At 43.9% G+C, this 21,178-nt stretch carries 21 protein-coding genes and 1 riboswitch; of the genes, 8 read left to right on the top strand and 13 right to left on the bottom strand.

Features of this window, described 5'->3' with window-relative positions; genetic code table 11:
• Positions 1-741: exodeoxyribonuclease III (xth, locus tag HOO90_RS09510; RefSeq protein WP_292842440.1), on the top strand; the 741-nt coding region annotated here is incomplete at its 5' end.
• An 18-nt stretch (positions 742-759) separates the two neighbouring features.
• Here the strand turns inward: xth and HOO90_RS09515 are convergent.
• The 8 genes from HOO90_RS09515 to def all read right to left on the bottom strand — a co-directional run bounded on the left by HOO90_RS09515 (position 760) and on the right by def (position 9,337).
• The gene (locus HOO90_RS09515) at positions 760-2,082 is read right to left on the bottom strand and encodes a response regulator (protein WP_292842442.1); all 1,323 of its coding nucleotides are present in this window, start codon (positions 2,080-2,082) and stop codon (positions 760-762) included.
• Between the two features lie 26 nt (positions 2,083-2,108).
• Positions 2,109-4,277, bottom strand: coding sequence for an ATP-binding protein (locus HOO90_RS09520; RefSeq protein WP_292842444.1), 2,169 nt, complete (start codon positions 4,275-4,277; stop codon positions 2,109-2,111).
• 13 nt (positions 4,278-4,290) lie between these two features.
• Positions 4,291-4,875: a DUF4390 domain-containing protein gene (locus tag HOO90_RS09525; RefSeq protein WP_292842446.1), complete on the bottom strand. Its 585-nt coding sequence runs from the start codon at positions 4,873-4,875 to the stop codon at positions 4,291-4,293.
• Positions 4,853-6,172 (bottom strand): 16S rRNA (cytosine(967)-C(5))-methyltransferase RsmB, encoded by a 1,320-nt coding sequence (gene rsmB, locus HOO90_RS09530; RefSeq protein ID WP_292842448.1) that lies wholly within the window; start codon positions 6,170-6,172, stop codon positions 4,853-4,855. The genes HOO90_RS09525 and rsmB overlap by 23 nt, the downstream gene beginning before the upstream one ends.
• A gap of 507 nt (positions 6,173-6,679) precedes the next feature.
• Positions 6,680-6,898 (bottom strand): RNA polymerase sigma factor region1.1 domain-containing protein, encoded by a 219-nt coding sequence (locus HOO90_RS09535; RefSeq protein WP_292842450.1) that lies wholly within the window; start codon positions 6,896-6,898, stop codon positions 6,680-6,682.
• A complete protein-coding gene (gene htpX, locus HOO90_RS09540; protein WP_292842452.1) occupies positions 6,898-7,773 on the bottom strand; it encodes a zinc metalloprotease HtpX in 876 nt (291 codons plus the stop codon). Before htpX ends, HOO90_RS09535 begins: the two co-directional genes overlap by 1 nt.
• A gap of 92 nt (positions 7,774-7,865) precedes the next feature.
• On the bottom strand, positions 7,866-8,789 hold the full coding sequence (fmt, locus tag HOO90_RS09545; protein ID WP_292842454.1) for a methionyl-tRNA formyltransferase: 924 nt from the start codon (positions 8,787-8,789) through the stop codon (positions 7,866-7,868).
• Positions 8,790-8,836: 47 nt separating this feature from the next.
• Entirely contained in the window at positions 8,837-9,337 is a 501-nt protein-coding gene (gene def, locus HOO90_RS09550; RefSeq protein ID WP_292842456.1) for a peptide deformylase, read from the bottom strand.
• Positions 9,338-9,510: 173 nt separating this feature from the next.
• Here def and HOO90_RS09555 point away from each other — a divergent pair, with 173 nt between their 5' ends.
• From HOO90_RS09555 to HOO90_RS09565, 3 genes are all read left to right on the top strand, one after another.
• Positions 9,511-10,575: a LysM peptidoglycan-binding domain-containing protein gene (locus HOO90_RS09555; RefSeq protein WP_292842458.1), complete on the top strand. Its 1,065-nt coding sequence runs from the start codon at positions 9,511-9,513 to the stop codon at positions 10,573-10,575.
• 11 nt (positions 10,576-10,586) lie between these two features.
• Positions 10,587-11,711, top strand: a complete 1,125-nt coding sequence (gene dprA, locus HOO90_RS09560) for a DNA-processing protein DprA (RefSeq protein WP_292842460.1) — start codon at positions 10,587-10,589, stop codon at positions 11,709-11,711.
• A gap of 64 nt (positions 11,712-11,775) precedes the next feature.
• Positions 11,776-12,249 carry a DUF494 domain-containing protein gene (locus HOO90_RS09565; RefSeq protein WP_292842462.1) on the top strand — a complete coding sequence of 158 codons (474 nt, stop codon included), beginning with the start codon at positions 11,776-11,778 and terminating at the stop codon, positions 12,247-12,249.
• A 46-nt stretch (positions 12,250-12,295) separates the two neighbouring features.
• Here HOO90_RS09565 and metF read toward each other — a convergent pair whose 3' ends face one another.
• The 5 genes from metF to metK all read right to left on the bottom strand — a co-directional run bounded on the left by metF (position 12,296) and on the right by metK (position 17,628).
• Complete coding sequence (gene metF, locus HOO90_RS09570) at positions 12,296-13,126, bottom strand: methylenetetrahydrofolate reductase [NAD(P)H] (RefSeq protein ID WP_292842465.1); 831 nt, start codon at positions 13,124-13,126, stop codon at positions 12,296-12,298.
• 10 nt (positions 13,127-13,136) lie between these two features.
• The gene (locus HOO90_RS09575) at positions 13,137-13,481 is read right to left on the bottom strand and encodes a phage holin family protein (protein WP_292842467.1); all 345 of its coding nucleotides are present in this window, start codon (positions 13,479-13,481) and stop codon (positions 13,137-13,139) included.
• 29 nt (positions 13,482-13,510) lie between these two features.
• Positions 13,511-14,926, bottom strand: a complete 1,416-nt coding sequence (gene ahcY / locus HOO90_RS09580) for an adenosylhomocysteinase (protein WP_292842469.1) — start codon at positions 14,924-14,926, stop codon at positions 13,511-13,513.
• A gap of 97 nt (positions 14,927-15,023) precedes the next feature.
• A riboswitch (S-adenosyl-L-homocysteine riboswitch) is annotated at positions 15,024-15,102 on the bottom strand.
• 63 nt (positions 15,103-15,165) lie between these two features.
• Positions 15,166-16,413 carry an HD-GYP domain-containing protein gene (locus tag HOO90_RS09585; protein ID WP_292842471.1) on the bottom strand — a complete coding sequence of 416 codons (1,248 nt, stop codon included), beginning with the start codon at positions 16,411-16,413 and terminating at the stop codon, positions 15,166-15,168.
• Positions 16,414-16,470: 57 nt separating this feature from the next.
• A complete protein-coding gene (gene metK, locus HOO90_RS09590; protein ID WP_292842473.1) occupies positions 16,471-17,628 on the bottom strand; it encodes a methionine adenosyltransferase in 1,158 nt (385 codons plus the stop codon).
• A gap of 175 nt (positions 17,629-17,803) precedes the next feature.
• Here metK and dapF point away from each other — a divergent pair, with 175 nt between their 5' ends.
• The 4 genes from dapF (at position 17,804) to HOO90_RS09610 (ending at position 20,935) form a co-directional block, all read left to right on the top strand.
• Entirely contained in the window at positions 17,804-18,631 is an 828-nt protein-coding gene (gene dapF / locus HOO90_RS09595; protein ID WP_292842475.1) for a diaminopimelate epimerase, read from the top strand.
• Positions 18,632-18,657: 26 nt separating this feature from the next.
• Positions 18,658-19,344, top strand: coding sequence for a DUF484 family protein (locus HOO90_RS09600; protein WP_292842477.1), 687 nt, complete (start codon positions 18,658-18,660; stop codon positions 19,342-19,344).
• A gap of 29 nt (positions 19,345-19,373) precedes the next feature.
• Entirely contained in the window at positions 19,374-20,255 is an 882-nt protein-coding gene (gene xerC / locus HOO90_RS09605) for a tyrosine recombinase XerC (protein WP_292842479.1), read from the top strand.
• 98 nt (positions 20,256-20,353) lie between these two features.
• Positions 20,354-20,935, top strand: a complete 582-nt coding sequence (locus tag HOO90_RS09610; RefSeq protein WP_292842481.1) for a Fe-Mn family superoxide dismutase — start codon at positions 20,354-20,356, stop codon at positions 20,933-20,935.
• The last annotated feature ends 243 nt before the right edge of the window (positions 20,936-21,178 follow it).

Here is a 21,178-nt window from a genome sequence, read left to right on the forward strand (position 1 = left end):
AACTCACTGAATGTGCGCCTGCCGCATGTATTGGACTGGTTGCGCGACAATCCGATTGATGTACTTTGCATACAGGAAACCAAGCAAGAAGATAGCAAGTTTCCATATGCCGATTTGAAAGCTGCTGGCTATAACGCGATTCATAGCGGACAAAAAACCTACAACGGCGTGGCTATTTTAAGTACGCATGAAATGACTGATGTTGAGCACGGCATTGCGGGTTTTGAAGATGAGCAAAAGCGTGTGATTTCGGCCACTATCAACGGTGTGCGGGTTATTTGTGTTTACATTGTGAATGGCCAAGCGGTGGATTCTGAAAAGTATGAATACAAAATGCGCTGGTTAAATGCGCTCAATACTTGGTTAAGTGGTGAGCTTAAAAAGCACCCAAAATTGGTAGTATTGGGCGATTACAATATTGCGCCTGAAGACCGTGATTGCCACGACCCAGCAGCATGGCTTGGGCAAATATTAGTTAGCCCACAAGAGCGTGAGCATTTTCAAAAACTGCTACAACTAGGTTTACATGATAGCTTTAGGTTATTTGAACAACCTGACAAAAGCTTTAGTTGGTGGGATTACCGCATGATGGGCTTTAGGCGAAATTTCGGCATGCGCATTGACCATATATTAGTTAGTGACGCGCTAAAACTTGCTTGCGTTTCAGCCTATATCGACAAGGCACCACGCAAACTCGAACGGCCGTCTGACCATACGCCAATGGTTTTAGAGCTTCACTAAATAATTGTGAAGCAACCTTTAACCTTTGATTTTTACGCCTAATTGTTTGAGCTTGCGATACAAGTGCGTGCGCTCCAAACCAGCAATTTCTGCCAGTTTACTCATATTGTTCACGGCATCTTTCATGTGGTGCGCAAAATAGAGACGCTCAAATTCATCACGCGCCTCTCGCAATGGCTGATCTAAAAAAGGTAGCTCAATTTGGTTAGAAAGTTTGCCCTCAGTCACCTGCGCTGATCTAATTTTTTTATTTTCGGCAGGGGTCACCAGTGTTTTGGCATCATCAAATTGGTGCAGCACACGCTTTACATCATCCAAGGTGATTTTTTCACCTAAGCTAGTGTGGATTAAATTTCTAATGGCTGCATCCAATTGAGCTAAATCACCAGGCCAGTCTGCATTGCGCAGACCATTTAATGCGGCGATATCAAATTCACGGTATTCCAATCCAGCTAGCTCTAATTGCAAATTGGCAATTGCTATCGCTAAATCTGGAATATCTTCCTTGTGCTCATTTAAAGCGGGCACACGCAAAGATACGGCTGACAAAGCCTGAAATAAATTATGATCAAACAAGGCTTCTGCTTGTAGCTTTGGCAGATTTTCGCTCGTTACACATACCACACGCATGTTGTATTTATCGGATTTGGCAATAAGCAACAGTAAGCCTTTTTGCTCGGTTTTACTGAGTTCAGCCACTTCTGGAATATAAACCAAGCCACCTCGTGTAGATTCTAAAATATCCAACGGGGCCGCCGCCAGCTGACTAAACTCTGTTAATTGTAGCCAAGGGCTAGTCGTGTCGTGCAAATAACGTGCGCAAAGCTCTGCACCACAACCTTTTGGGCCAATCAACAACACTGGGCTCGGGCTTACGTTTAGCGCAATTTTATCTAAACGATCCTTGAGCGCTACTACAATCGGGCTTTTACCTAAGCTCGCCAAATTCATTTCTGATTTTGGTGATTGTTCACTATGTTTTAAAGCCGTGCTGACCGTCTTTAATAGTTTTTGCAATGCAATGGGTTTTTCTAAAAAATCAAAGGCACCAATCCGTGTCGCTTCTACTGCGGTATCAATGGTACCGTGGCCTGACATCATCACCACGGGCATCGTCAGCAAGCTGCTATTGGCCCATTCTTTAAGCAAGGTAATCCCGTCACAATCAGGCATCCAGATATCCAACAACACAATGTCTGGCCGCTCATGCAGGCGTGCAGCACGCGCGGCGGCGGCGTTTTCTGCGAGTTGCACTTGATAACCTTCGTCTTGAAGAATGTCGCGGAGCAGTTCACGAATACCGATTTCATCGTCAACAACCAATATATGTTTTGATGCCATTCTGTTTTATCTTCTTTTGAGTTTTACTAACGAGTTTCTTCAATTAATAATGGGATATGAATCGTCACGATTGCCCCTGTATTTTTTTCATTTCCAGCACTTACCGCCTCACCACTATTTTGCACATTTTCAATTTTAATACTGCCTTTATGTTCTTCAATGATTTTTTTTACAATAGCCAAACCAAGCCCCGTACCATGTGGCTTACTGGTCATATAGGGTTCAAATGCATGAAGCATCATCTCCTCTGGAAAACCAGCACCATTATCCTTCACCGTAAGCGTTAACATTTCATTCTGAATTTTAGTGCCGATTGCTATTATTGCCTCCTCGCGCCCTGTCAACGCATCTTGTGCATTTTGCAACAGGTTATGTATTACCTGGCGCAACATAGTACTGTCACCCCAAATCGGGCAAACTTTTCCTTCTAAAGAAAGTTTGATTTTTGTATCTAGCTGATCATATAACGACACCACCTCTTTAATCAGACTGTTCAAATCTAAACGGTGCAATTGCGGCGTAGGTGATCGTGCATATTCGCTGAATTCGTTCACCATGCGCTTCATCGCATCAACTTGATTCACAATCGTCTCGGTTGAGCGCTTCAACATTTCTGCATCTGTCGCATCTAATTTTTTTAGTAATTTATGTGACATTCGCTCCGCAGACAATTGAATTGGCGTAAGCGGATTTTTAATTTCGTGAGCAAGTCGTCTAGCAACCTCACCCCAAGCAGCATCACGTTGTGCTTGAATCATGGTTGTAGCGTCATCAAACACTGCCACATAGCCGCCATCTGGCAGACGTGTACCACGCACGGTCAATATCTGTTTGCCATGCGCGCTTAATAGCTCGACTTGTGTTTGCACTTCATTTTTTGGTCCGTTCTCTTGTTCGGCAGGATGCAAGCTATTCATGGCAATCGTAAGCAAAAAACTTTCTAGTCGCGCGTGCTTTATATAAATTTTATCTAAAGTTAAACCAACATAACTACCCAATCTAATACCCAATATATTACTTGCCGCCTGATTAAACGTGCGCAGCTCCCCGCGCTTATTCAACGCCATCACGCCTGAAGACAAATGCGCAAGTATCGTTTCTAAATAGCCTCTAGCCGCTTCTACACGTGCACGGTTGTTGTCCGCGGCTTTGGTTGCATCCCCTAGTTGTTGCGTCATGCTATTAAAAGATTGTACCAACACACCTAACTCATCTTTACCGTGGGCGGGCAGCATGGTGCTGTAGTCGCCACTCGCAATTGCTTTTGTTCCTTCTGCCAGCACCGTTAATGGCGCCGAGAGTCTGCGACTCAACACAAAAGCTACAGCAACTGCCCCCAACATGGCTAGCATCATCACCAAGGTAAGCGTGAGTGCAAACACCTCTCTTAATGCTTTGCGGCTATACGATAATTGCTGGTAATCCTGATAAACGTCCTGCACCGCTTCAGCCGTGCTTGCAAGCGACTTTGGCACTGGTTGTAGCAACTGCAAAATTCGCGTTTCGCCTGCCAAATCCTGTACATTCACGGGCACTAATACGCGCAAAAATAATCCTTTATTCCCGATAGGTTCAATACTCGCTAATATTTGTTTTCGTGCCTGTCGCAGTTGCGATACGCTCGGCAATTCAGGTAAGAAGCTTTCCGAATCACTGCTCGATACCTCTAGAATTCGGCCTTGCACTGTTAACAAAGTCGCATCCTGTATGCCACTTTTTTCACGCAAATCGTTCAAAATAGAGTGCGTTTTAGCCGGCTGAAAAGCTAAGGTGGTGGCCATACTTTCGGCTTTATCCTTTACGTCTGCCAACATAATATCAAGCGCCGTGCGGCCTAAATTCAACCCGCCTTCTAGCGCCGCTTCTACCTTAACGTTAAACCACGATTCAATTGAGCGCGTTAAAAAATTGACTGAAACCAAATACACAATCAAGCCAGGAATAATCGCCATCATCGCAAAACTGCTTAATAAGCGTAGCGTAAAGCGGCTTCCAACTACGCTCTTACGAATTTGCCGATACAAACGCCAGATTTGATAGCTAATAACGACAACAAGAAATGCCGCCAAGACGACATTTAAAACCACCAGTAAGCTGTAATATTCGCCCGATGCCGCAGTATTGGCACTGGCGTTAGATAACAAATATAGTAAAAAAACACCTAATGCCGCACAAACTAAAACGATATATTTCATTTTAGATAGCGTTTCATTTAGTGGATTCAGATTTACCTAGATTGGGCACCCATTCAAAACGTTGGGAACTCATTTTCCAGTCATCGGAGCCAATCGCATCGCCCTGTAACACGGCGGGCAACTTTTTTGTGTCAAGCCGCATCAATAAAGCGGCTTTATAGGGTTCACCTTTTTCAATCTCGGCAATTTGAAATACTTTCAAGCCACTAATGTCTGACAGATCATCCATCGCCTCATCCAGTCGAACAAAAGCTTTTTGCTGCTCACCTCGCATGACCAGAAACTGCCTGGAAAGCGCATGATAGCTTAATGCAACACGTTGGGTAACGGTGACAATTTCATCATCAAACCAATATTTTCGCGGTTTGGCGAGTTGAAATTCAATTAAAAAATTAAGCTCAAAGCCTTTACTAATGGCCTCTTCAATCTTTTCACTAAACTTCATGTCCACATCTGCATTTAGTACATAAGCATCCTCCTGCGCCTGTATCTCTGCACGTTTGATGTTTAAACTGCTATTGCCCGCCCATGCCGTTACCACAAACAGCAAAAGCAAACCGCCAAATAGGAACTGTTTAATGTTTTTGCAGCAATGCATAAAAAAAGCCATCGTGTGCATTTGAAGGAATAAGCTGACCATTAATATGGGTGACTTCCAAGGATGCGTCATTTGCAGGTAAGGCAAATGGCAATTGCGTTGCATCGGCGTTAAGTTGTAAAAAATTATCCACTTGTTGTTGATTTTCTTCATTAAAAACAGAACAGGTTATATAAAGTAATTTACCACCCTTTGCCAACATCTGCCATAAATTAGCCAAAATTTTAGCCTGCTGACGGGCAAAAGAAGCAATGTCTGCCTCGCGTCGTAGCCATTTGATATCGACATGGCGTCGCACGATGCCAGACGCGCTACAGGGCACGTCGGCCAAAATTAGATCAAATAGTTGCGGTACAGCTTTCGCGTCATTCCACCAATCTGTAGTGGATGCATCACCAACCAAAAGGTTCGCTTTTAGCTTCAGTCGATTCAAATTACTTTGCACGCGTTGTAGACGCGTTTCATCCGAATCCATAGCCGTCAGCGCCACGTCGGCTAGCTCTAGAATATGCCCAGTTTTTCCTCCCGGGGCGCAACAAGCATCCAGCAAGTTCATGCCAGCTTGGGCATCAAGCAGATATGCTGCTAACTGTGCGCCTAAATCTTGCACAGAAACAATACCATCGGCAAAGCCTTGGATTTTTTCTACCGGCACAGGATTCGCCAAAATTAACGCCTGCGCACCTATTTGTTTGGCTTCAATGTCTTGCCGAGTTAGTAACTGCAAATAGTCCTGCATGCTGATTTTTTGTGTATTCACCCGCAAAGTCATCGGCGGATGTTGATTCCCCGTTTCTAGCATAGCCTGCCAGTGGCTTGGATACTGTGTTTTAAGCTTGTTAATCCACCACTTTGGATAAGAATAAGTGGCTACTTCATTCGCGCTTAATTTAGCTTGCAATTGGTCTTTTTGACGTAAAAAATTACGCAAAATTGCATTCACCAAACCCTTAGCCCAACTTTTAGGCGCAGGTCGCTTCAACTGACTCACCGCATGCACCGCTTGGTTTACCACCGTGAATGAGTCAGCCTTATCATGCAACAACTGATAAATCGCGACGAGCAATAATGCGTTGATACGGTCATCTGTTAACGGTTTCTCTAACAGTTGCACCAGATAAGCATCAATCTCACCATAAAACCGCAAAGTGCCGTAACTCAAATCCTGCGCCGCCCCACGCTGTTGCGGCGTAGCACTAGGAAAAAGCGCCAAGGCGGCTGGTAAAGCCAAAGTAAGATTACGACCAGATAAGACCTGATTCACAGCATTTGCAGCGATTTGTTGAGATATATACAAAGAAAACTTTCAAATTCAGCTAAAAGTCTATTCTAAGCGACTAAGCCCTCAGATGCACGCCGATTCTGAAATATGAAGATCAACACCACACTCCGTCATTCCCGCGTAGGTGGGAATGACGGATAAGAGAGTTTTTGAATTACAACCAACCGTGAAATATCACGATTCTGACATTCTTTCCCCTGCTACCGCGCCGAGCAGCACAGGATTCATGGGGGCTTTCGGCAAGCGGCTGTTGAGGGAAGCGAGTTTCCGCTTGCCGCTCATGAAACTAAGCGGCTCAGGAAAAAAACGGTAGGGGGTAGCGTTTTCTTTGGCTAAACAAAAGAAAGTAACTCGCCTGTCGCGCGCGCGATTACTTACATACGGCACAATGCCTTTTAATTCTTGCGCTCTACTTGTTTGTAACAGGTCTTACAAAGGGTAAAATTTTCGCCGTCTCTTTAAAAGCCCCAATATCCTTCTCTGTTAGGGTTCCTACTTCATCATCAATTATCGCAGCTTTATCTACGCCTTTTGAAGCACGTAAATTCGCAGATTCACCTCTAACCTCAATGCCATATCCTTAATCATGCTGATAATGTCATCGACTTGCTCTGAATTTTGTACATCATCTGGTAGATGCTCTATTGTTTCGTTGTAAGTCAAATAACCTTGATTTTTACCAATAATAATTAATTGATTTAACCGCTCACGGCGTTCGTTTGCAAAAGAATCATCGGTCATTAAAATGCACCCGCCATCGCCATCAACCGCGCTACCCGCTCCTCAGTCTTAGGATGCGTACTAAATAGACTATCAAACGACACACCTGCCAATGGATTAATAATCATCATCTGCCCCGTTTCTGGATGTGCTTCTGCCGTTGGGTTTTGAATTCGATGCGCGTAATCACTAATCTTTTGCAAAGCGCTCGCCAAAGCTTTTGGGTCACGGCTAATTTCCGCTCCTACTCTATCTGCCTCAAACTCACGCGAACGTGAAATCGCCATTTGTATCAATGAAGCGGCCATTGGCGCCAAGAACATCATCAACATGGCGACCACTGGACTCACACTGCGCTCTCCGTCATCACTTCGACCGCCACCAAACAACATGCCGAATGTGCCGATAGATGAAATTGCACCTGCAATGGTGGCTGAAATAGTTGAAATGAGCGTATCCCTATGCTTTACGTGAGCTAGCTCATGCGCCATTACGCCTCGTAACTCACGCTCGCTCAAAGCTTTTATAATGCCTACGGTTGCAGCTAGTGCTGCATGTTCTGGATTGCGACCAGTGGCAAAGGCGTTTGGTTGAGCATCATTCATCACGTACACTTTTGGCATTGGCAATTGCGCGTTCTCGGCAAGCTCTTTCACCATGTGGTAATAATTGCGAAACTGCCCATTTCCATAGTTATTTTCTGCATTTACTTCTTGCGCACCGTACATTTTAAGTACGGCTTTATCGGAAAACCAGTAGGCATACACATTCATACCCGCAGCCAGCAATAGGGCAATCATCATGCCGCCTGCGCCACCCAATGCCGCCCCAACTGTACCAAACAGGGCAACAATGGCGGCCATTAAAATTGCTGTTTTTAACCAATTCCCAAACATTTTGTTCTCCTTATTTTGCCAAACTGCTCGCATTCATAAGATGCTGTTAAATGTAAAAAATTCAAGTGATGTAAAATGCCGTTTTGCATTTCTTAAGTAAACAAAGCTCCTGCTTGCAGATTATGGCCTTGCACAAAAGCCTGGGCATTCAGGCGTTTTCCACCTGGGGCTTGCAGTTCAGTGATATGTAGCAACCCCTCGCCACAGCCTACAGTAATGCCATTTTGCACACTTAAAACTTCACCTGCTTTTGCTTTGCCTTCCACTGCGTTAGCAAACCAGATACGGCAAATCTGTCCGTTGAGTTGGCCCTGTGCCACAGGGAATGGATTAAAAGCACGCACTTGACGCGATATTTCTAGTGCACTTTTTTGCCAATCAATGGTTGCTTCGGATTTTTCTAACTTATGCGCATAAGTCACCAAGAATTCCTCTTGCGGTTCGGCTGGTAACGACCCTTTTTCTTCTAATTCAGCCATCGCTAGCACCATTAACTCTGCCCCTGATTGACTGAGTGCATCATGCAAAGTTTGTGTGGTATCGTTTTCGGTAATCGGTACGACAGCTTTACTAACCATCGCACCTGCATCTAGTGCAGGCACTACTTCCATAATGGTAACGCCTGTTTCTATATCGCCTGCCAATATGGAGCGGTGGATAGGTGCTGCGCCACGCCAACGTGGTAATAAGGAGGCGTGAATATTGTAGCAGCCTGATTTTGGCATATTGAGCACGACCGTGGGAATAATTAAGCCATAAGCCGCCACTATCATCACATCTGCATTAACAGCTGCGATCTGTGCTTGTACAGCAACATCTTTAAGTGTTTCAGGTTGAAATACAGGTAACTGGTGTTGCTCGGCCAAAACTTTAACTGGACTAGCTTTTAGCTTCATGCCTCGCCCTGCTGGGCGATCTGGCTGAGTGAGTACCATAACGATTTGATGACCTGCCTGAATCAGGGCGGCTAAAGCTGGAACAGCAAATTCAGGCGTACCCGCAAAAATAATTTTCAATGAATTTTCCTAAACAACTATTTACTTAGCCACTCGTTACTAAATCACTATTTGTTACGAGTGAGTTTGAGCATTTTATTTTTAATACGGTTGCGCTTAAGTGGCGACAAATACTCAACAAACACTTTTCCTAGCAAATGGTCCATTTCATGCTGAATACATACACTTAGCAAGCCTTGCGCCTTTAAGGTAAAGGGCTTGCCGTGATAGTCCAACGCTTCTACTGTCACTTTTTCGGCACGCGTGACATTTTCATAGATGCCCGGCACTGACAAACAACCTTCTTCATAATCCTGCTCGCCACTTTTTTCGACGATTTTTGGGTTAATAAATACCTGTAATTGGTCTTTAGTCTCGCTGGTGTCAATAATAATAAGCTGGATGTGCTGATTCACCTGTGTGGCGGCTAAGCCTATCCCTGGCGCGTCATACATGGTCTCACGCATATCATCAATCAAACGACGAATCGTTGCATCGACTTGTTTCACCGGTTGCGCTACTTTATGCAAGCGCGGGTCTGGATAATTGAGTATGTCTAAAATTGCCATAAATACCTTGTTGCACCCTTTAAAACTAAAATGTTACTGTAAAAAAATGTTGTTTTTCCATAAAAGCTTGATTGTTTAATGAATTACGTGATAAATTTAACGTAATTTCGCGGTTAAAGTATATATTTTAACTGAATATTTTCTAATGCATTTTTGACCGAGGTCATCAATCTATGTTTCGTCCTATTATAACGCTGCTCATGTTTTGTTGCATAAGCTTGAATGTTCATGCACAAGTCATCACACTTAAAGACAATCATCCAGACAAGCACGTTGTTGTCAAAGGCGATACTTTGTGGGGGATTTCAGCTAAGTTTCTAAATGACCCGTGGCAATGGCCAAACGTGTGGAAACTCAATCGCGAACAAATTAAAAATCCGCATTTGATTTACCCAGGCGACGTGGTATTTCTTGACACCTCCAGTGGAATACCTCAACTAAGATTATTACGTGAAACGGTAAATTTACAGCCTGGTGTAGTCGTCGAACCACTCGATAAAGCCGCTATTTCAACCATACAGCTTAATGTTATCGCACCATTCTTAAACCAACCGCTGGTGATTGAAAAAGATCAGTTAGCTAATTCTCCTAGAATTATTGCCAATCAAGACAACCGTGTGGTCTTGAGTCCTGGCACCCGTATCTACATTAACAAAATCGCTGAAGGCGAACCACTCAATTGGTATGTCTATCGTCCAGGTGAGAACCTGGTTGATCCAGACACTAAAAAAGTTTTGGGCATAGAAGCAACTTATTTGGGTGATACGAAAATCACCAAATATGGCGAACCTGCTAGTGCTGACATCACCAAAGCGAAAGAAGAAATATTCACTAAAGATCGCTTGGTACCAACAGACAATACCGTAGTTACTAACTTTGTGCCCCATGCGCCAGAATCAGCCATTGCAGGCCGTATCATTAAAATTTACGGCGGCGTAGCCGAGGCTGGCCCGCAGAGCATTGTTTCCATTAGCCGCGGGGCGGCAGATGGTGTTGAAGTTGGCCATGTGCTGGCAATTAATCGCTACGGTCGCGTGATTAAGGACCCAGAATATCAGAAAGATAAAGATGCGAAAAATGCCGAATCAACTACTGGACTTAAACCTGGCTATGTCAAATTGCCAGACGAACGCATCGGTTTGCTGATGGTGTTTCGCGTATTCCAAAACGTCTCTTATGCTTTAGTTATGCAGGCATCGCAACCCGTCAACACCCTTGATGCGGTAAGCACACCTTAATACCAGCAGCGATGCCATTAAGCCATAGCGAGCATCTCTACAACAACGAACCCGTAGAAAAATCGCTATGGATTGCTTTAAGTAGTATTCATGGCCTTGGCTCACAAACTTTTTGTCAACTGTTAAAGACATTTGGCAACCCTTGCAATGTCTTTTCCGCTAGTTACAAACAGTTAAAAGAAGTAGTTCCCGAGAATATTGCCCTTGAAATTACCAAAGGCATTGACGATGATGCGTTGAAAGATTCGCAATATTGGCTCGCGCAAGACCATAACCATTTGGTCACCTTAGCCGACCCTGACTACCCCAAAGCACTGTTTGAAATTCAGGATCCACCGCCTTTTTTATACGCAAAAGGTAATCTTAGCCTGTTGAACATGCCCAGTATTGCCATCGTCGGTAGTCGTAATGCGTCTGTGCAGGGCGAAAAAAATGCCGAGGCTTTTGCACAAGGCCTTTGTGGGTTCGGTTTGTGTATTGTCAGCGGACTCGCACTTGGTATCGATGGCGCGGCACATCGCGGTGCATTAGCTGCCAACGGTGCTACCATTGCAGTTGTTGGCACTGGCTTAGATATAGTCTACCCTGCCAAACATCGGGATTTAGCGCATCAAATTGTGGAGCGCGGCCTGATTGTATCGGAGTTTGCGTTAGGCACACCTTCAAAACCGCAGAATTTTCCTAAGCGCAACCGCATCATTAGTGGCTTAAGTTTAGGCTGCTTAGTAGTTGAAGCCAATTTACAAAGCGGCTCGCAGATTACCGCTCGCCTATCAGCAGAGCAAGGTCGTGAAGTCTTTGCGATTCCTGGTTCCATTCATTCGCCAATGTCTAAAGGCTGCCATCAGCTCATTAAACAAGGCGCAAAACTGGTCGATAGCCTACAAGATATAGTAGAAGAACTCGATTTGGCAGCTAGCACCCAAACTATTTCAGAATCAAATGAAATAGCAGAGAATCAAGCCAACACAAAAAATGTACTGATTCCTTTAATGGGATACGAACCTATTTCACTTGAAAATATAGTACGTTTGAGTGGCTTGACGGTAAGCGAAGTTTCATCCATGCTTATGTTACTGGAATTAGAAGGGAGTGTAGCTAGCCTAGCCGGCGGGAAATATCAAAAAATTGTGTAATTTTAGTTTGTGCATAAACCATCACGCTTTATTTAAGAATAACTCTAATTTAAGGATAAACATCATGTTTGAAGTATTGGTTTATATGTTTGAAAATTATATAGATACGCAGTATAGGCCTGATGAGAGCACGCTATCGAAAGAATTGAGTGCCGCAGGATTTGATGAGCAAGATATTAACGGTGCTTTTGACTGGTTTAACCAACTAGAGCTAATGACCGACCAACCCGAGGTATTTGAAAAACCTAACCACGTCAGCACACGCATTTTTACCGACGACGAAATTAAAAAAATTACAGGTGAAAGTTTCGGATTTGTCTTATTCTTAGTGCAAGCAAACATTCTTAATGCGGCTCAACGCGAACTAGTGCTAGAACTGGCCATGAACCTGCCACAACCGAGAATCGGCATTGAAGAGATGCGTTGGATTGTACTGATGACGACTTGGAGTGCCAGTAAATCTGGGCCAGATAAAACCAAAGAATATTTATTTATTGAAGATGCACTGCTTAATAAACAGAAACCGACGCTGCATTAACAAGTCGGTTTTTGTCTAAATCAGTTGATAGCAAATTACTTAAAAATTATTCGCCAATATTTTCAATAATTTTACTAATAATAGTAGAACGATTTAACGTATAAAAATGCAAACTTGGGACTCCCCATGTTTGCAAAGTTTCGCAAAGTTCACTCACGACGTCTACGCCAAATGCTCGGAGCGATTCAATATCATCGCCATATTCTTCAAGGCGCATTTTCAGCCAACGTGGTATCTCAGCACCGCATACACTTGAAAAACGCGCTAATTGAGTAATGTTATAAATCGGCATTATGCCAGGCACAATCGGTATGTTTATACCCGTCGCTGCGCATTGGTCGATAAATCTAAAATAAGCATCCGCATTATAAAAGTATTGTGTGATGGCAGAATCTGCGCCTGCATCGACCTTACGTTTTAGATTCAACAAATCTGCGGCTGGCGTTCTAGCTTCTGGATGAAACTCAGGATAAGCCGCCACTTCTATATGAAAATGGTCACCCGTTTCTGCGCGAATAAAATCCACCAGTTCAACTGCATATCTAAAATCACCCGCACTCACTTCACCTGACGGGACATCACCACGCAGAGCGACTAAACGTTTAATACCCTGCGTTTGGTAGAGTTGCAATAATTCGCGGATTTCTTCTTTGCTGGATGAAACACAAGAAATATGAGGTGCCGCCTGATAACCTTCATGCTGAATTTCTAGCACTGTATCCATTGTTCTGTCTCGCGTAGAGCCACCCGCACCAAATGTCACTGAAAAGAATTCAGGATTAAATTTAGCCAATTTTTCGCGATTTTCACGCAGTTTTTCAATGCCATCCGTCGTTTTAGGTGGGAAAAACTCAAAACTTAGCGTTGATGTACTCATTTATTTTTCTTTATTTATCTTCAATCAAAAGTGCAGATAGCAGCCAAGAGAGTACGCTGTAAACAAGTGCACCGATAATTCCTGTGGTGATAGTTTTAACCTCAAAGCCTTGTAGCCAATTACCAACAGCATAAAATAATAAGCCGTTAATCACCAGTATAAAAAGTCCGAGCGTCAATATTGTAATTGGCAAGGTAAGTATTACAAGAATCGGCTTAATCAACATGTTCACCAGCCCGATAACTAGCGCAGCAACAAGCGCTGTTAAAAAGTCAGCCACATGAATATCGGGGACGAAATACGCTACGGCGAGTAAGGCCAGCGCGTTTAAAATCCAGACAAATAATAGCTTCATGGACTGACTCCTTAAATTAAGTTTTTAACTTAATAACGGTAAGTATCTGGCTTGTAAGGGCCTTGTTTTTGCACACCAATATAGGCGGCTTGCTGGTCGGTTAACACCGACAATTGGGCGTTTAATTTCTTCAACTGCAAAATCGCTACTTTTTCATCGAGATGTTTAGGTAAGGTATAAACGCCTACTGGGTAATTAGCAGTTTGCGTAAATAACTCAATTTGTGCAATGGTTTGGTTGGCAAAGGATGAACTCATCACATAACTTGGGTGGCCTGTACCACAACCCAAATTCACTAAGCGGCCTTTTGCCAACAAGATGATTTTTTTACCATCTGGGAAAATCACATGGTCTACTTGTGGCTTGATTTCATCCCACTCGTATTTTTCCAGTGAAGCAACATCGATTTCATTATCAAAGTGGCCAATATTACATACAATCGCCTGATCTTTCATTTTCGCCATGTGGTCATGGGTAATCACGTGGTAGTTACCTGTCGCAGTCACAAAAATATCGCCATGTTCTGCCGCATAGTCCATCGTTACCACGCGATAGCCTTCCATTGCCGCTTGCAATGCGCAGATTGGGTCTATTTCAGTTACCCAAACTTGGGCTGAAAGTGCGCGTAAAGCTTGCGCAGAACCTTTACCCACGTCGCCGTAGCCCGCCACAATCGCCACTTTACCGGCAATCATCACATCGGTCGCGCGTTTAATCGCATCAACCAATGATTCACGACAGCCATATAAATTATCAAATTTTGATTTCGTCACGGAATCATTGACGTTAATCGCAGGGAAAGCTAATTTGCCTTCTTTGTGCATTTGATACAAACGATGCACGCCCGTGGTGGTTTCTTCCGTCACGCCAATGATTTTGGCTAAGCGCGTTGAATACCAAGTTGGGTCAACTTTTAATTTTGCTTTAATCGCATCAAATAAGCAGATTTCTTCTTCTGAAGAAGGATGAGCAATCACAGATAAATCTTTTTCTGCACGCGTACCAAGATGTAACAATAAAGTTGCATCGCCACCATCATCTAAAATCATGTTGGAATAGCCACCATCGGTCCATTCAAAAATACGATGCGTGTAATCCCAGTATTCCGTTAATGTTTCGCCTTTAATGGCAAATACTGGCGTGCCGCCCGCAGCGATGGCAGCGGCGGCGTGGTCTTGCGTTGAATAGATATTGCAAGATGCCCAACGCACTTCAGCGCCTAAGTCTTTTAATGTTTCAATCAACACCGCCGTTTGAATGGTCATATGCAGGCTGCCAGTAATGCGGGCACCTTTGAGTGGTTTTACGATTGCAAATTCTTCACGAATCGCCATAAGTCCTGGCATTTCAGTTTCAGCAATGGCAATTTCTTTACGGCCAAAAGCAGCCAAGCCAATGTCGGCGATCACATAATCTTTGTTTGTGTTTTTAGTTTCAGCAGTCACAGTTTCGTTTCCTTGAATGTGTGACCGGTGGGAATGGGGATTAAATAAAGAGAGGCTAACGCTGTTCTCACCCGTATCCCGTGCCCGGCACGGTTAATAATGGTGAGCGCCGTTAAAACATGTTCCGAGCCTGGGAGGATTTATCAATCACAGCTCTCGCAGCGCTCCTCGGAATATCTAGATTATACCCGATAATTTTTAGCTTACAAATAGTAAAAATATCTAAGTAAATAATTTCGTTACCAAATTTCGTACTGGCTCCATATCTCATGGATATCTTGAATACCCCACACTTGGGGATTTTCATGACCAACAATCGCATCTTGCACATGTGGTTTCGATAAATCTACCACTTCAATTGGAATGCGCATTTTTGATTTAGTAGAAAAAAACACCTTTATAATTGGCGTTAATAAAGACTTGGGGCTTTGGTCAATTACCACAGCCAATCGTCCAGATTTTAACTTTACCATTGAGCCAATAGGATAAATCCCTACACTTTTTACGAACGCCTTAAAAACAAGTTCATCAAAGTGATCATTCCACTGCGCCATACGTTGCAATGAAACACCTGGCTCCCAACCTTCTTTATAGGGTCGATTGGACGTAATTGCGTCATACACGTCACATACCGCGCCCATTTTGGCAAAAATACTGATTTCAGTTGCCTTTAATTGCTTGGGGTAACCTTTACCATTAACCTTCTCGTGGTGATGCAAACACACGTCCAAAGCAACTTCATCCACAATATTGGCTTGTAATAACATCGCATGTCCGCGCTCAGGATGCTGTTTAACCAAAGTGAATTCATCTTCTGTTAGTGCACCAGGCTTATTCAGCACATCCAGCGGAATGCCTGCCTTGCCTATATCATGCAGTAGGCCCGCCAAACCGGCTTGCTTAGTTTCAGTTTCCGACAAGCCTAATTCTTTAGCTAAGGCCACCATCAGCGCACAGACTGCAACCGAATGCATATAAGTATATTCGTCTTTGTTTTTTAGGCGTACTAGGCTTATCAAGGCCCCTAAATTTCGCTCGACTGAAGCAGCAATATCATCCACCAATTGCATTGCAGACTCAGCATTAATGGCTTTCCCCATGCGCACATCGTCAAACATGGAAGCAACCGCCTTTTTAGAGCCGTTAATCACTTGTTTTGCATGAGCTTGCTCTTCTGCAGCAGATACAGGAACAGCTTTTTTCTGGGAAGTTACATCGACTTTTAATTCAGAGGATATTTCAATAACTGGCGCAGGCGCAGTTGCAGGTTTTGCAGTTACTAGCGTAACTTCTAACTCAGCTACATCCAAGCCTTTAGAGGTATCAATCAGCACTTCTTTGATAACGCTGGCTTGTAGTTTTTTTAAATCAGCAGGATCTTCTAATTTAAATGCTTTTTTCCAGAAAGGATGGTCTATCCAAGCGCCTTTGAGCTCTTGGATAAACATGCCTAATCGAACTTGCTTTGTAGAAACAACTTTTAACATACGCCACCACTAAATTCTTTACAAGATTTTAGCAGTAGCTATATCAATTCAATTGAGTTAAATAGAAGCCTTTAATGCCGCTACTTTATCAATCGCCTCCCAAGTGAACTCAGGCTCATCACGACCAAAATGACCATAAGCGGCCGTTTTAGCGTAAATTGGGCGCAGCAAATCAAGCATTTTCACAATGCCTTTGGGGCGCAAATCAAAATGCTCGCGTACCAAAGCCGTTAATACTTCGTTACTTACCTTACCTGTGCCGTAAGTTTCCACCATTACGCTGGTAGGTTGTGCAACGCCAATCGCATAAGAAACCTGCACCAAACAACGTGAGGCTAAACCCGCTGCCACAATATTTTTAGCCACATACCGGCCTGCATAGGCAGCGCTACGGTCAACTTTTGACGGGTCTTTACCCGAGAAAGCGCCGCCGCCATGCGGAGCTGCACCGCCGTAAGTATCGACAATAATTTTACGGCCCGTTAAGCCGCAATCGCCTTGTGGGCCGCCTATAACAAAGCGTCCTGTTGGATTCACCAAGTATTTAATCTCGCCTTTAACGAGTTCTTTTGGCAATACTGGTTTGATAATTTCCTCAATCACCGCCTCACGAATCGCTTCCAAAGTCATTTCTGGCGCGTGCTGCGTTGAAACCACAACGGTATCAATCGCACTTGGTTTGCCATCGACATATTTAATGGTCACTTGTGATTTTGCATCTGGGCGCAACCAGGCCAAACGGCCATCTTTACGCAATTGCGCTTGGCGCTCCATTAAACGGTGGCTCAACCAAATCGGCAATGGCATGAGTTGTGGTGTTTCGTCTACCGCATAGCCAAACATCAAACCTTGGTCACCTGCACCTTGGTCTAACGGGTCGTCGTGCGCGCCATCCACGCCTTGAGCAATGTCTGGCGATTGTTTATCGTAAGCGACTAATACCGCACAACCTTTGTAGTCAATGCCGTATTCGGTGTTGTCGTAGCCGATGCGTTTAATCGCATCGCGTGCTACTTTAATGTAGTCAACATTTGCTGTTGTAGTGATTTCACCAGCGAGTACAATTAAACCTGTGTTGGCTAAAGTTTCTGCCGCTACACGAGCAGTCGGGTCTTGCGTTAAAATAGCATCTAAAATGCTGTCGGATACTTGGTCTGCGAGTTTGTCTGGGTGACCTTCAGAAACAGATTCTGAGGTAAATAGATATTCGTTCATTTATGCGCCTTGGAGTTTAAAATTAAAAAGAATGAAATGAATTTCATACTAAAGGCTAAAGCATGAAATTCAGGTCAAAGACTAACTCGCTATTCTACCTAACTATTTCACGAATATAACTAGAAACTGAATAATAAATTACGGTCAATTTAATCAATCACTTTATAATACTGCAATGAATTTACACTTTACTAAAATGCAAGGCGCTGGCAATGATTTTGTCGTGATTGATGGCATTAACCAGTCATTTGAGCTTACCGTGTCACAAATCCAGTCGCTGGCACATCGTCAGTTTGGCATTGGATTTGATCAACTTTTGCTGGTTGAATCGTCAAATATTGCTGACTTCAAATATCGTATTTTCAATGCTGACGGCAGTGAAGTCGCCCAGTGCGGCAATGGCGCACGTTGCTTTGTACGTTTTGTGGTCGACCAAAAACTAAGCGGCAAACGTGAAATCAGTGTTGAAACCGCAAGTGGTATTATTACGCCAAAATTAGAAGACAATGGCCTTGTCACAGTGAATATGGGCGCACCCCGGTTTACGCCCTGCGACATTCCGTTTATCACAGAATCCACCTCAATCAGTTATACACTGGAAGTGGCCGGCCAAGCACTGACAATTTCAGCGGTTTCGATGGGAAATCCTCATGCCGTGCAAATAGTTGATGATATTGAATCCGCTCCAGTTGTGTCACTTGGTAGCCAAATTGAAGTGCATCCGCGCTTTCCTGAGCGGGTGAATGCTGGGTTTATGCAAATCATCGATGCACATCACATCAAATTGAGAGTGTTTGAGCGTGGCAGCGGTGAAACATTAGCGTGTGGCACTGGCGCTTGCGCGGCGGTGGTGACGGGCATTCAATTGGGCAAATTAGTGTCGCCTGTCAAGGTGACTGCACGCGGTGGAGAGTTACATATTGCGTGGCGAGGTGACAACGCACCCGTTATGATGACTGGGCCAGCAGTGACGGTATTTACCGGCACCGTTGCGCTACGGTAAAATGACTAATCATCTAAAGGAAAATCATGCAGCAAGATAACCAAATTCAAAACGATGCAATTTCGGCCGACGAGGTCAGCAGTTACCTGCGTAGCCACCCGCACTTTTTTGAGCAGTATGCAAATCTACTCACGGAAATCTTTTTGCCTAGCCCGCACGGTAGCGGAGCGATTTCACTGGCCGAGCGTCAACAACTCGCGCAGCGCGACAAAATTCGCGTACAAGAAGTGATGCTTGCACAAATCATTGAGTTTGGTGAACAGAACGATGTTACCAGCCATAAAGTACATAACTTAAGTGTGAAACTGCTAGAGAACCATAGCCTAACTGACTTAGAACCGCTCATTGCCGAAAGTATGCAGCAAGTATTTGCCGTAAAACAGGCACAAATTCATCTTTGGCTTAAACCAAGTGATGAAACTTTGTCATATAACGCCATTTTCTCACCCGTGAGCAATGCCTTTAGTGACTGGGTAACGGCTTTAGAAGCACCGAATTGCGGTACAAAACCTGAGTCTGCCCAAGGTTTGCTTGATGAAAACTTGCAATCGTTTGCATTTATTCCCTTGCATAAAAATGACGATAAAAAACAGGCGATTGGCGTATTGATTCTCGGCTCTGAAGACCCGCTGCGTTTTAAAGCTGACATGGGCTTGATGTATTTAAAACGTATTGGCGATTTAGTTAGCGCGTCGTTTTCACGCTATCTATAAGCAGCCGAGGTAAGGTGTATCGCTAAGCAATGAGCCACCTCAACGACTACCTGCAACACCTAAACTTTGAGCGTGGGTTGAGTGCGCTAACCTTAAAAAGCTACGCCAGAGATATTCAACTGCTGGAATCTTTGGCCGAGAACGTTATATTAGATAAAGTAAAAAACACCCATATCAGGCGTTACATCGCCACTCTGCATGGTCGAGGCCTAAGCGGAAAAACCATTGCACGCGCCATATCTGCCTGGCGAGGATTCTATGATTATCTCGTGCATCACAAAGGTTATACACAAAACCCCGTTACAGGGTTACGCGCACCCAAATCTGCCAAAACCCTACCACAAGCACTTTCAACCGACCAAGCAGTAAAGTTTGTTGATATTCAGGGTGGCGGCCTACTTGAGCAACGTGACCATGCCATTTTAGAGCTTTTTTATTCCTCTGGCCTACGTTTAGCTGAACTGGTCAATTTAGATATCAACATGCTGGATTTTTCTGAAGGCACAGTCACCGTGACTGGTAAAGGCAACAAAACCCGCATTGTACCGATGGGTAGCCATGCGATGAACGCCATTCAAACTTGGCTTAACCGCCGCGCACTGATTAACATTGCAGACAGCAACCTGAATGCTCTTTTTGTCACACAGCAAGGTAAACGCATCACACCACGTGCGGTGCAATATCGGGTGAAAGAATGGTCGATTAAGCAAGGTATCAACACCAGCATGCATCCGCATTTACTGCGCCACAGCTTTGCAACGCACGTGTTGCAATCGAGCCAAGACTTACGCGCAGTGCAAGAAATGCTGGGGCACACTAATATCAGCACCACACAAGTTTATACGCATCTTGATTTTCAACACCTAGCTAAAATCTACGACAGCGCCCATCCGCGGGCTAAGAAAAAATAAGCGTAAAAAATATTTCAGAAAATTATGAATACCCTACTAATTTACCAAGTTATTATGGCAAAATAGCTGTTCAAAATTCTTATACCAAAGGAAACAAGATGGCACATACTTTACCTGCTTTACCTTTTGCAAAAAACGCATTAGCCCCACACATCTCAGAAGAAACGTTTGAATACCATTACGGTAAACATCACCAAACTTACGTGACTAACCTCAACAACCTCATCGTTGGTACTGAGTTTGAAAATGCTAGTTTAGAAGATATCATCAAAAAATCGTCTGGTGGCGTTTACAACAATTCTGCACAAATTTGGAACCACACATTTTTCTGGAACAGCTTAAAACCTAACGGCGGTGGCGCTCCAACAGGTGCTTTAGCCGATGCAATCAACAAAAAATGGGGTTCATTCGACGAATTCAAAAAAGCATTTCAAGCTTCTGCTGTGGGTAATTTTGGTTCAGGCTGGACATGGTTGGTTAAAAAGCCAGACGGCTCAGTCGATATCGTCAACACAGGTGCTGCAGGCACGCCGCTTACAACAGCCGACAAAGCTTTGCTGACAATCGATGTTTGGGAACACGCTTATTACATTGACTACCGCAATGCACGCGCTAAATTTGTTGAAGTTTTCTTGGCCTCACTTGCCAACTGGGATTTTGCCTCTGCAAACTTTGCCTAAGTTTCACCACTGAATGTTTTAAAAAATAGCCGCAAATAGCGGCTATTTTTTATTGATACATTTTCTATTCCCTAGTTTATTATTCAGTAAAGTCTGCTAACATAAAGCCCATGTTAAAACGTTTTGCCGCTCACTTCGCGCTTATTTTCTTTTTTGCTCTTACGCAATTAGGCGTTGCTACGCATGAAATAAGCCACTTTTCTGAGAGTGCAAAACACAGTCAACAAGATAAAAATCTGCCGG

The sequence above is a fragment of the Methylotenera sp. genome (genome assembly GCF_013141425.1).
GTDB lineage: Bacteria > Pseudomonadota > Gammaproteobacteria > Burkholderiales > Methylophilaceae > Methylotenera.

Coding starts and splice junctions, on each gene's coding strand:
- HOO90_RS09520 (WP_292842444.1), bottom strand. CDS start 4,277: ATGAAATATATCGTTTTAGTTTGTGCGGCATTAGGTGTTTTTTTACTA.
- def (WP_292842456.1), bottom strand. CDS start 9,337: ATGGCAATTTTAGACATACTCAATTATCCAGACCCGCGCTTGCATAAA.
- HOO90_RS09565 (WP_292842462.1), top strand. CDS start 11,776: ATGTTTGAAGTATTGGTTTATATGTTTGAAAATTATATAGATACGCAG.
- HOO90_RS09535 (WP_292842450.1), bottom strand. CDS start 6,898: ATGACCGATGATTCTTTTGCAAACGAACGCCGTGAGCGGTTAAATCAA.
- HOO90_RS09610 (WP_292842481.1), top strand. CDS start 20,354: ATGGCACATACTTTACCTGCTTTACCTTTTGCAAAAAACGCATTAGCC.
- dapF (WP_292842475.1), top strand. CDS start 17,804: ATGAATTTACACTTTACTAAAATGCAAGGCGCTGGCAATGATTTTGTC.
- metK (WP_292842473.1), bottom strand. CDS start 17,628: ATGAACGAATATCTATTTACCTCAGAATCTGTTTCTGAAGGTCACCCA.
- HOO90_RS09575 (WP_292842467.1), bottom strand. CDS start 13,481: ATGAAGCTATTATTTGTCTGGATTTTAAACGCGCTGGCCTTACTCGCC.
- xerC (WP_292842479.1), top strand. CDS start 19,374: ATGAGCCACCTCAACGACTACCTGCAACACCTAAACTTTGAGCGTGGG.
- HOO90_RS09515 (WP_292842442.1), bottom strand. CDS start 2,082: ATGGCATCAAAACATATATTGGTTGTTGACGATGAAATCGGTATTCGT.
- htpX (WP_292842452.1), bottom strand. CDS start 7,773: ATGTTTGGGAATTGGTTAAAAACAGCAATTTTAATGGCCGCCATTGTT.
- HOO90_RS09600 (WP_292842477.1), top strand. CDS start 18,658: ATGCAGCAAGATAACCAAATTCAAAACGATGCAATTTCGGCCGACGAG.
- HOO90_RS09555 (WP_292842458.1), top strand. CDS start 9,511: ATGTTTCGTCCTATTATAACGCTGCTCATGTTTTGTTGCATAAGCTTG.
- dprA (WP_292842460.1), top strand. CDS start 10,587: ATGCCATTAAGCCATAGCGAGCATCTCTACAACAACGAACCCGTAGAA.
- HOO90_RS09525 (WP_292842446.1), bottom strand. CDS start 4,875: ATGCATTGCTGCAAAAACATTAAACAGTTCCTATTTGGCGGTTTGCTT.
- HOO90_RS09585 (WP_292842471.1), bottom strand. CDS start 16,413: ATGTTAAAAGTTGTTTCTACAAAGCAAGTTCGATTAGGCATGTTTATC.
- metF (WP_292842465.1), bottom strand. CDS start 13,126: ATGAGTACATCAACGCTAAGTTTTGAGTTTTTCCCACCTAAAACGACG.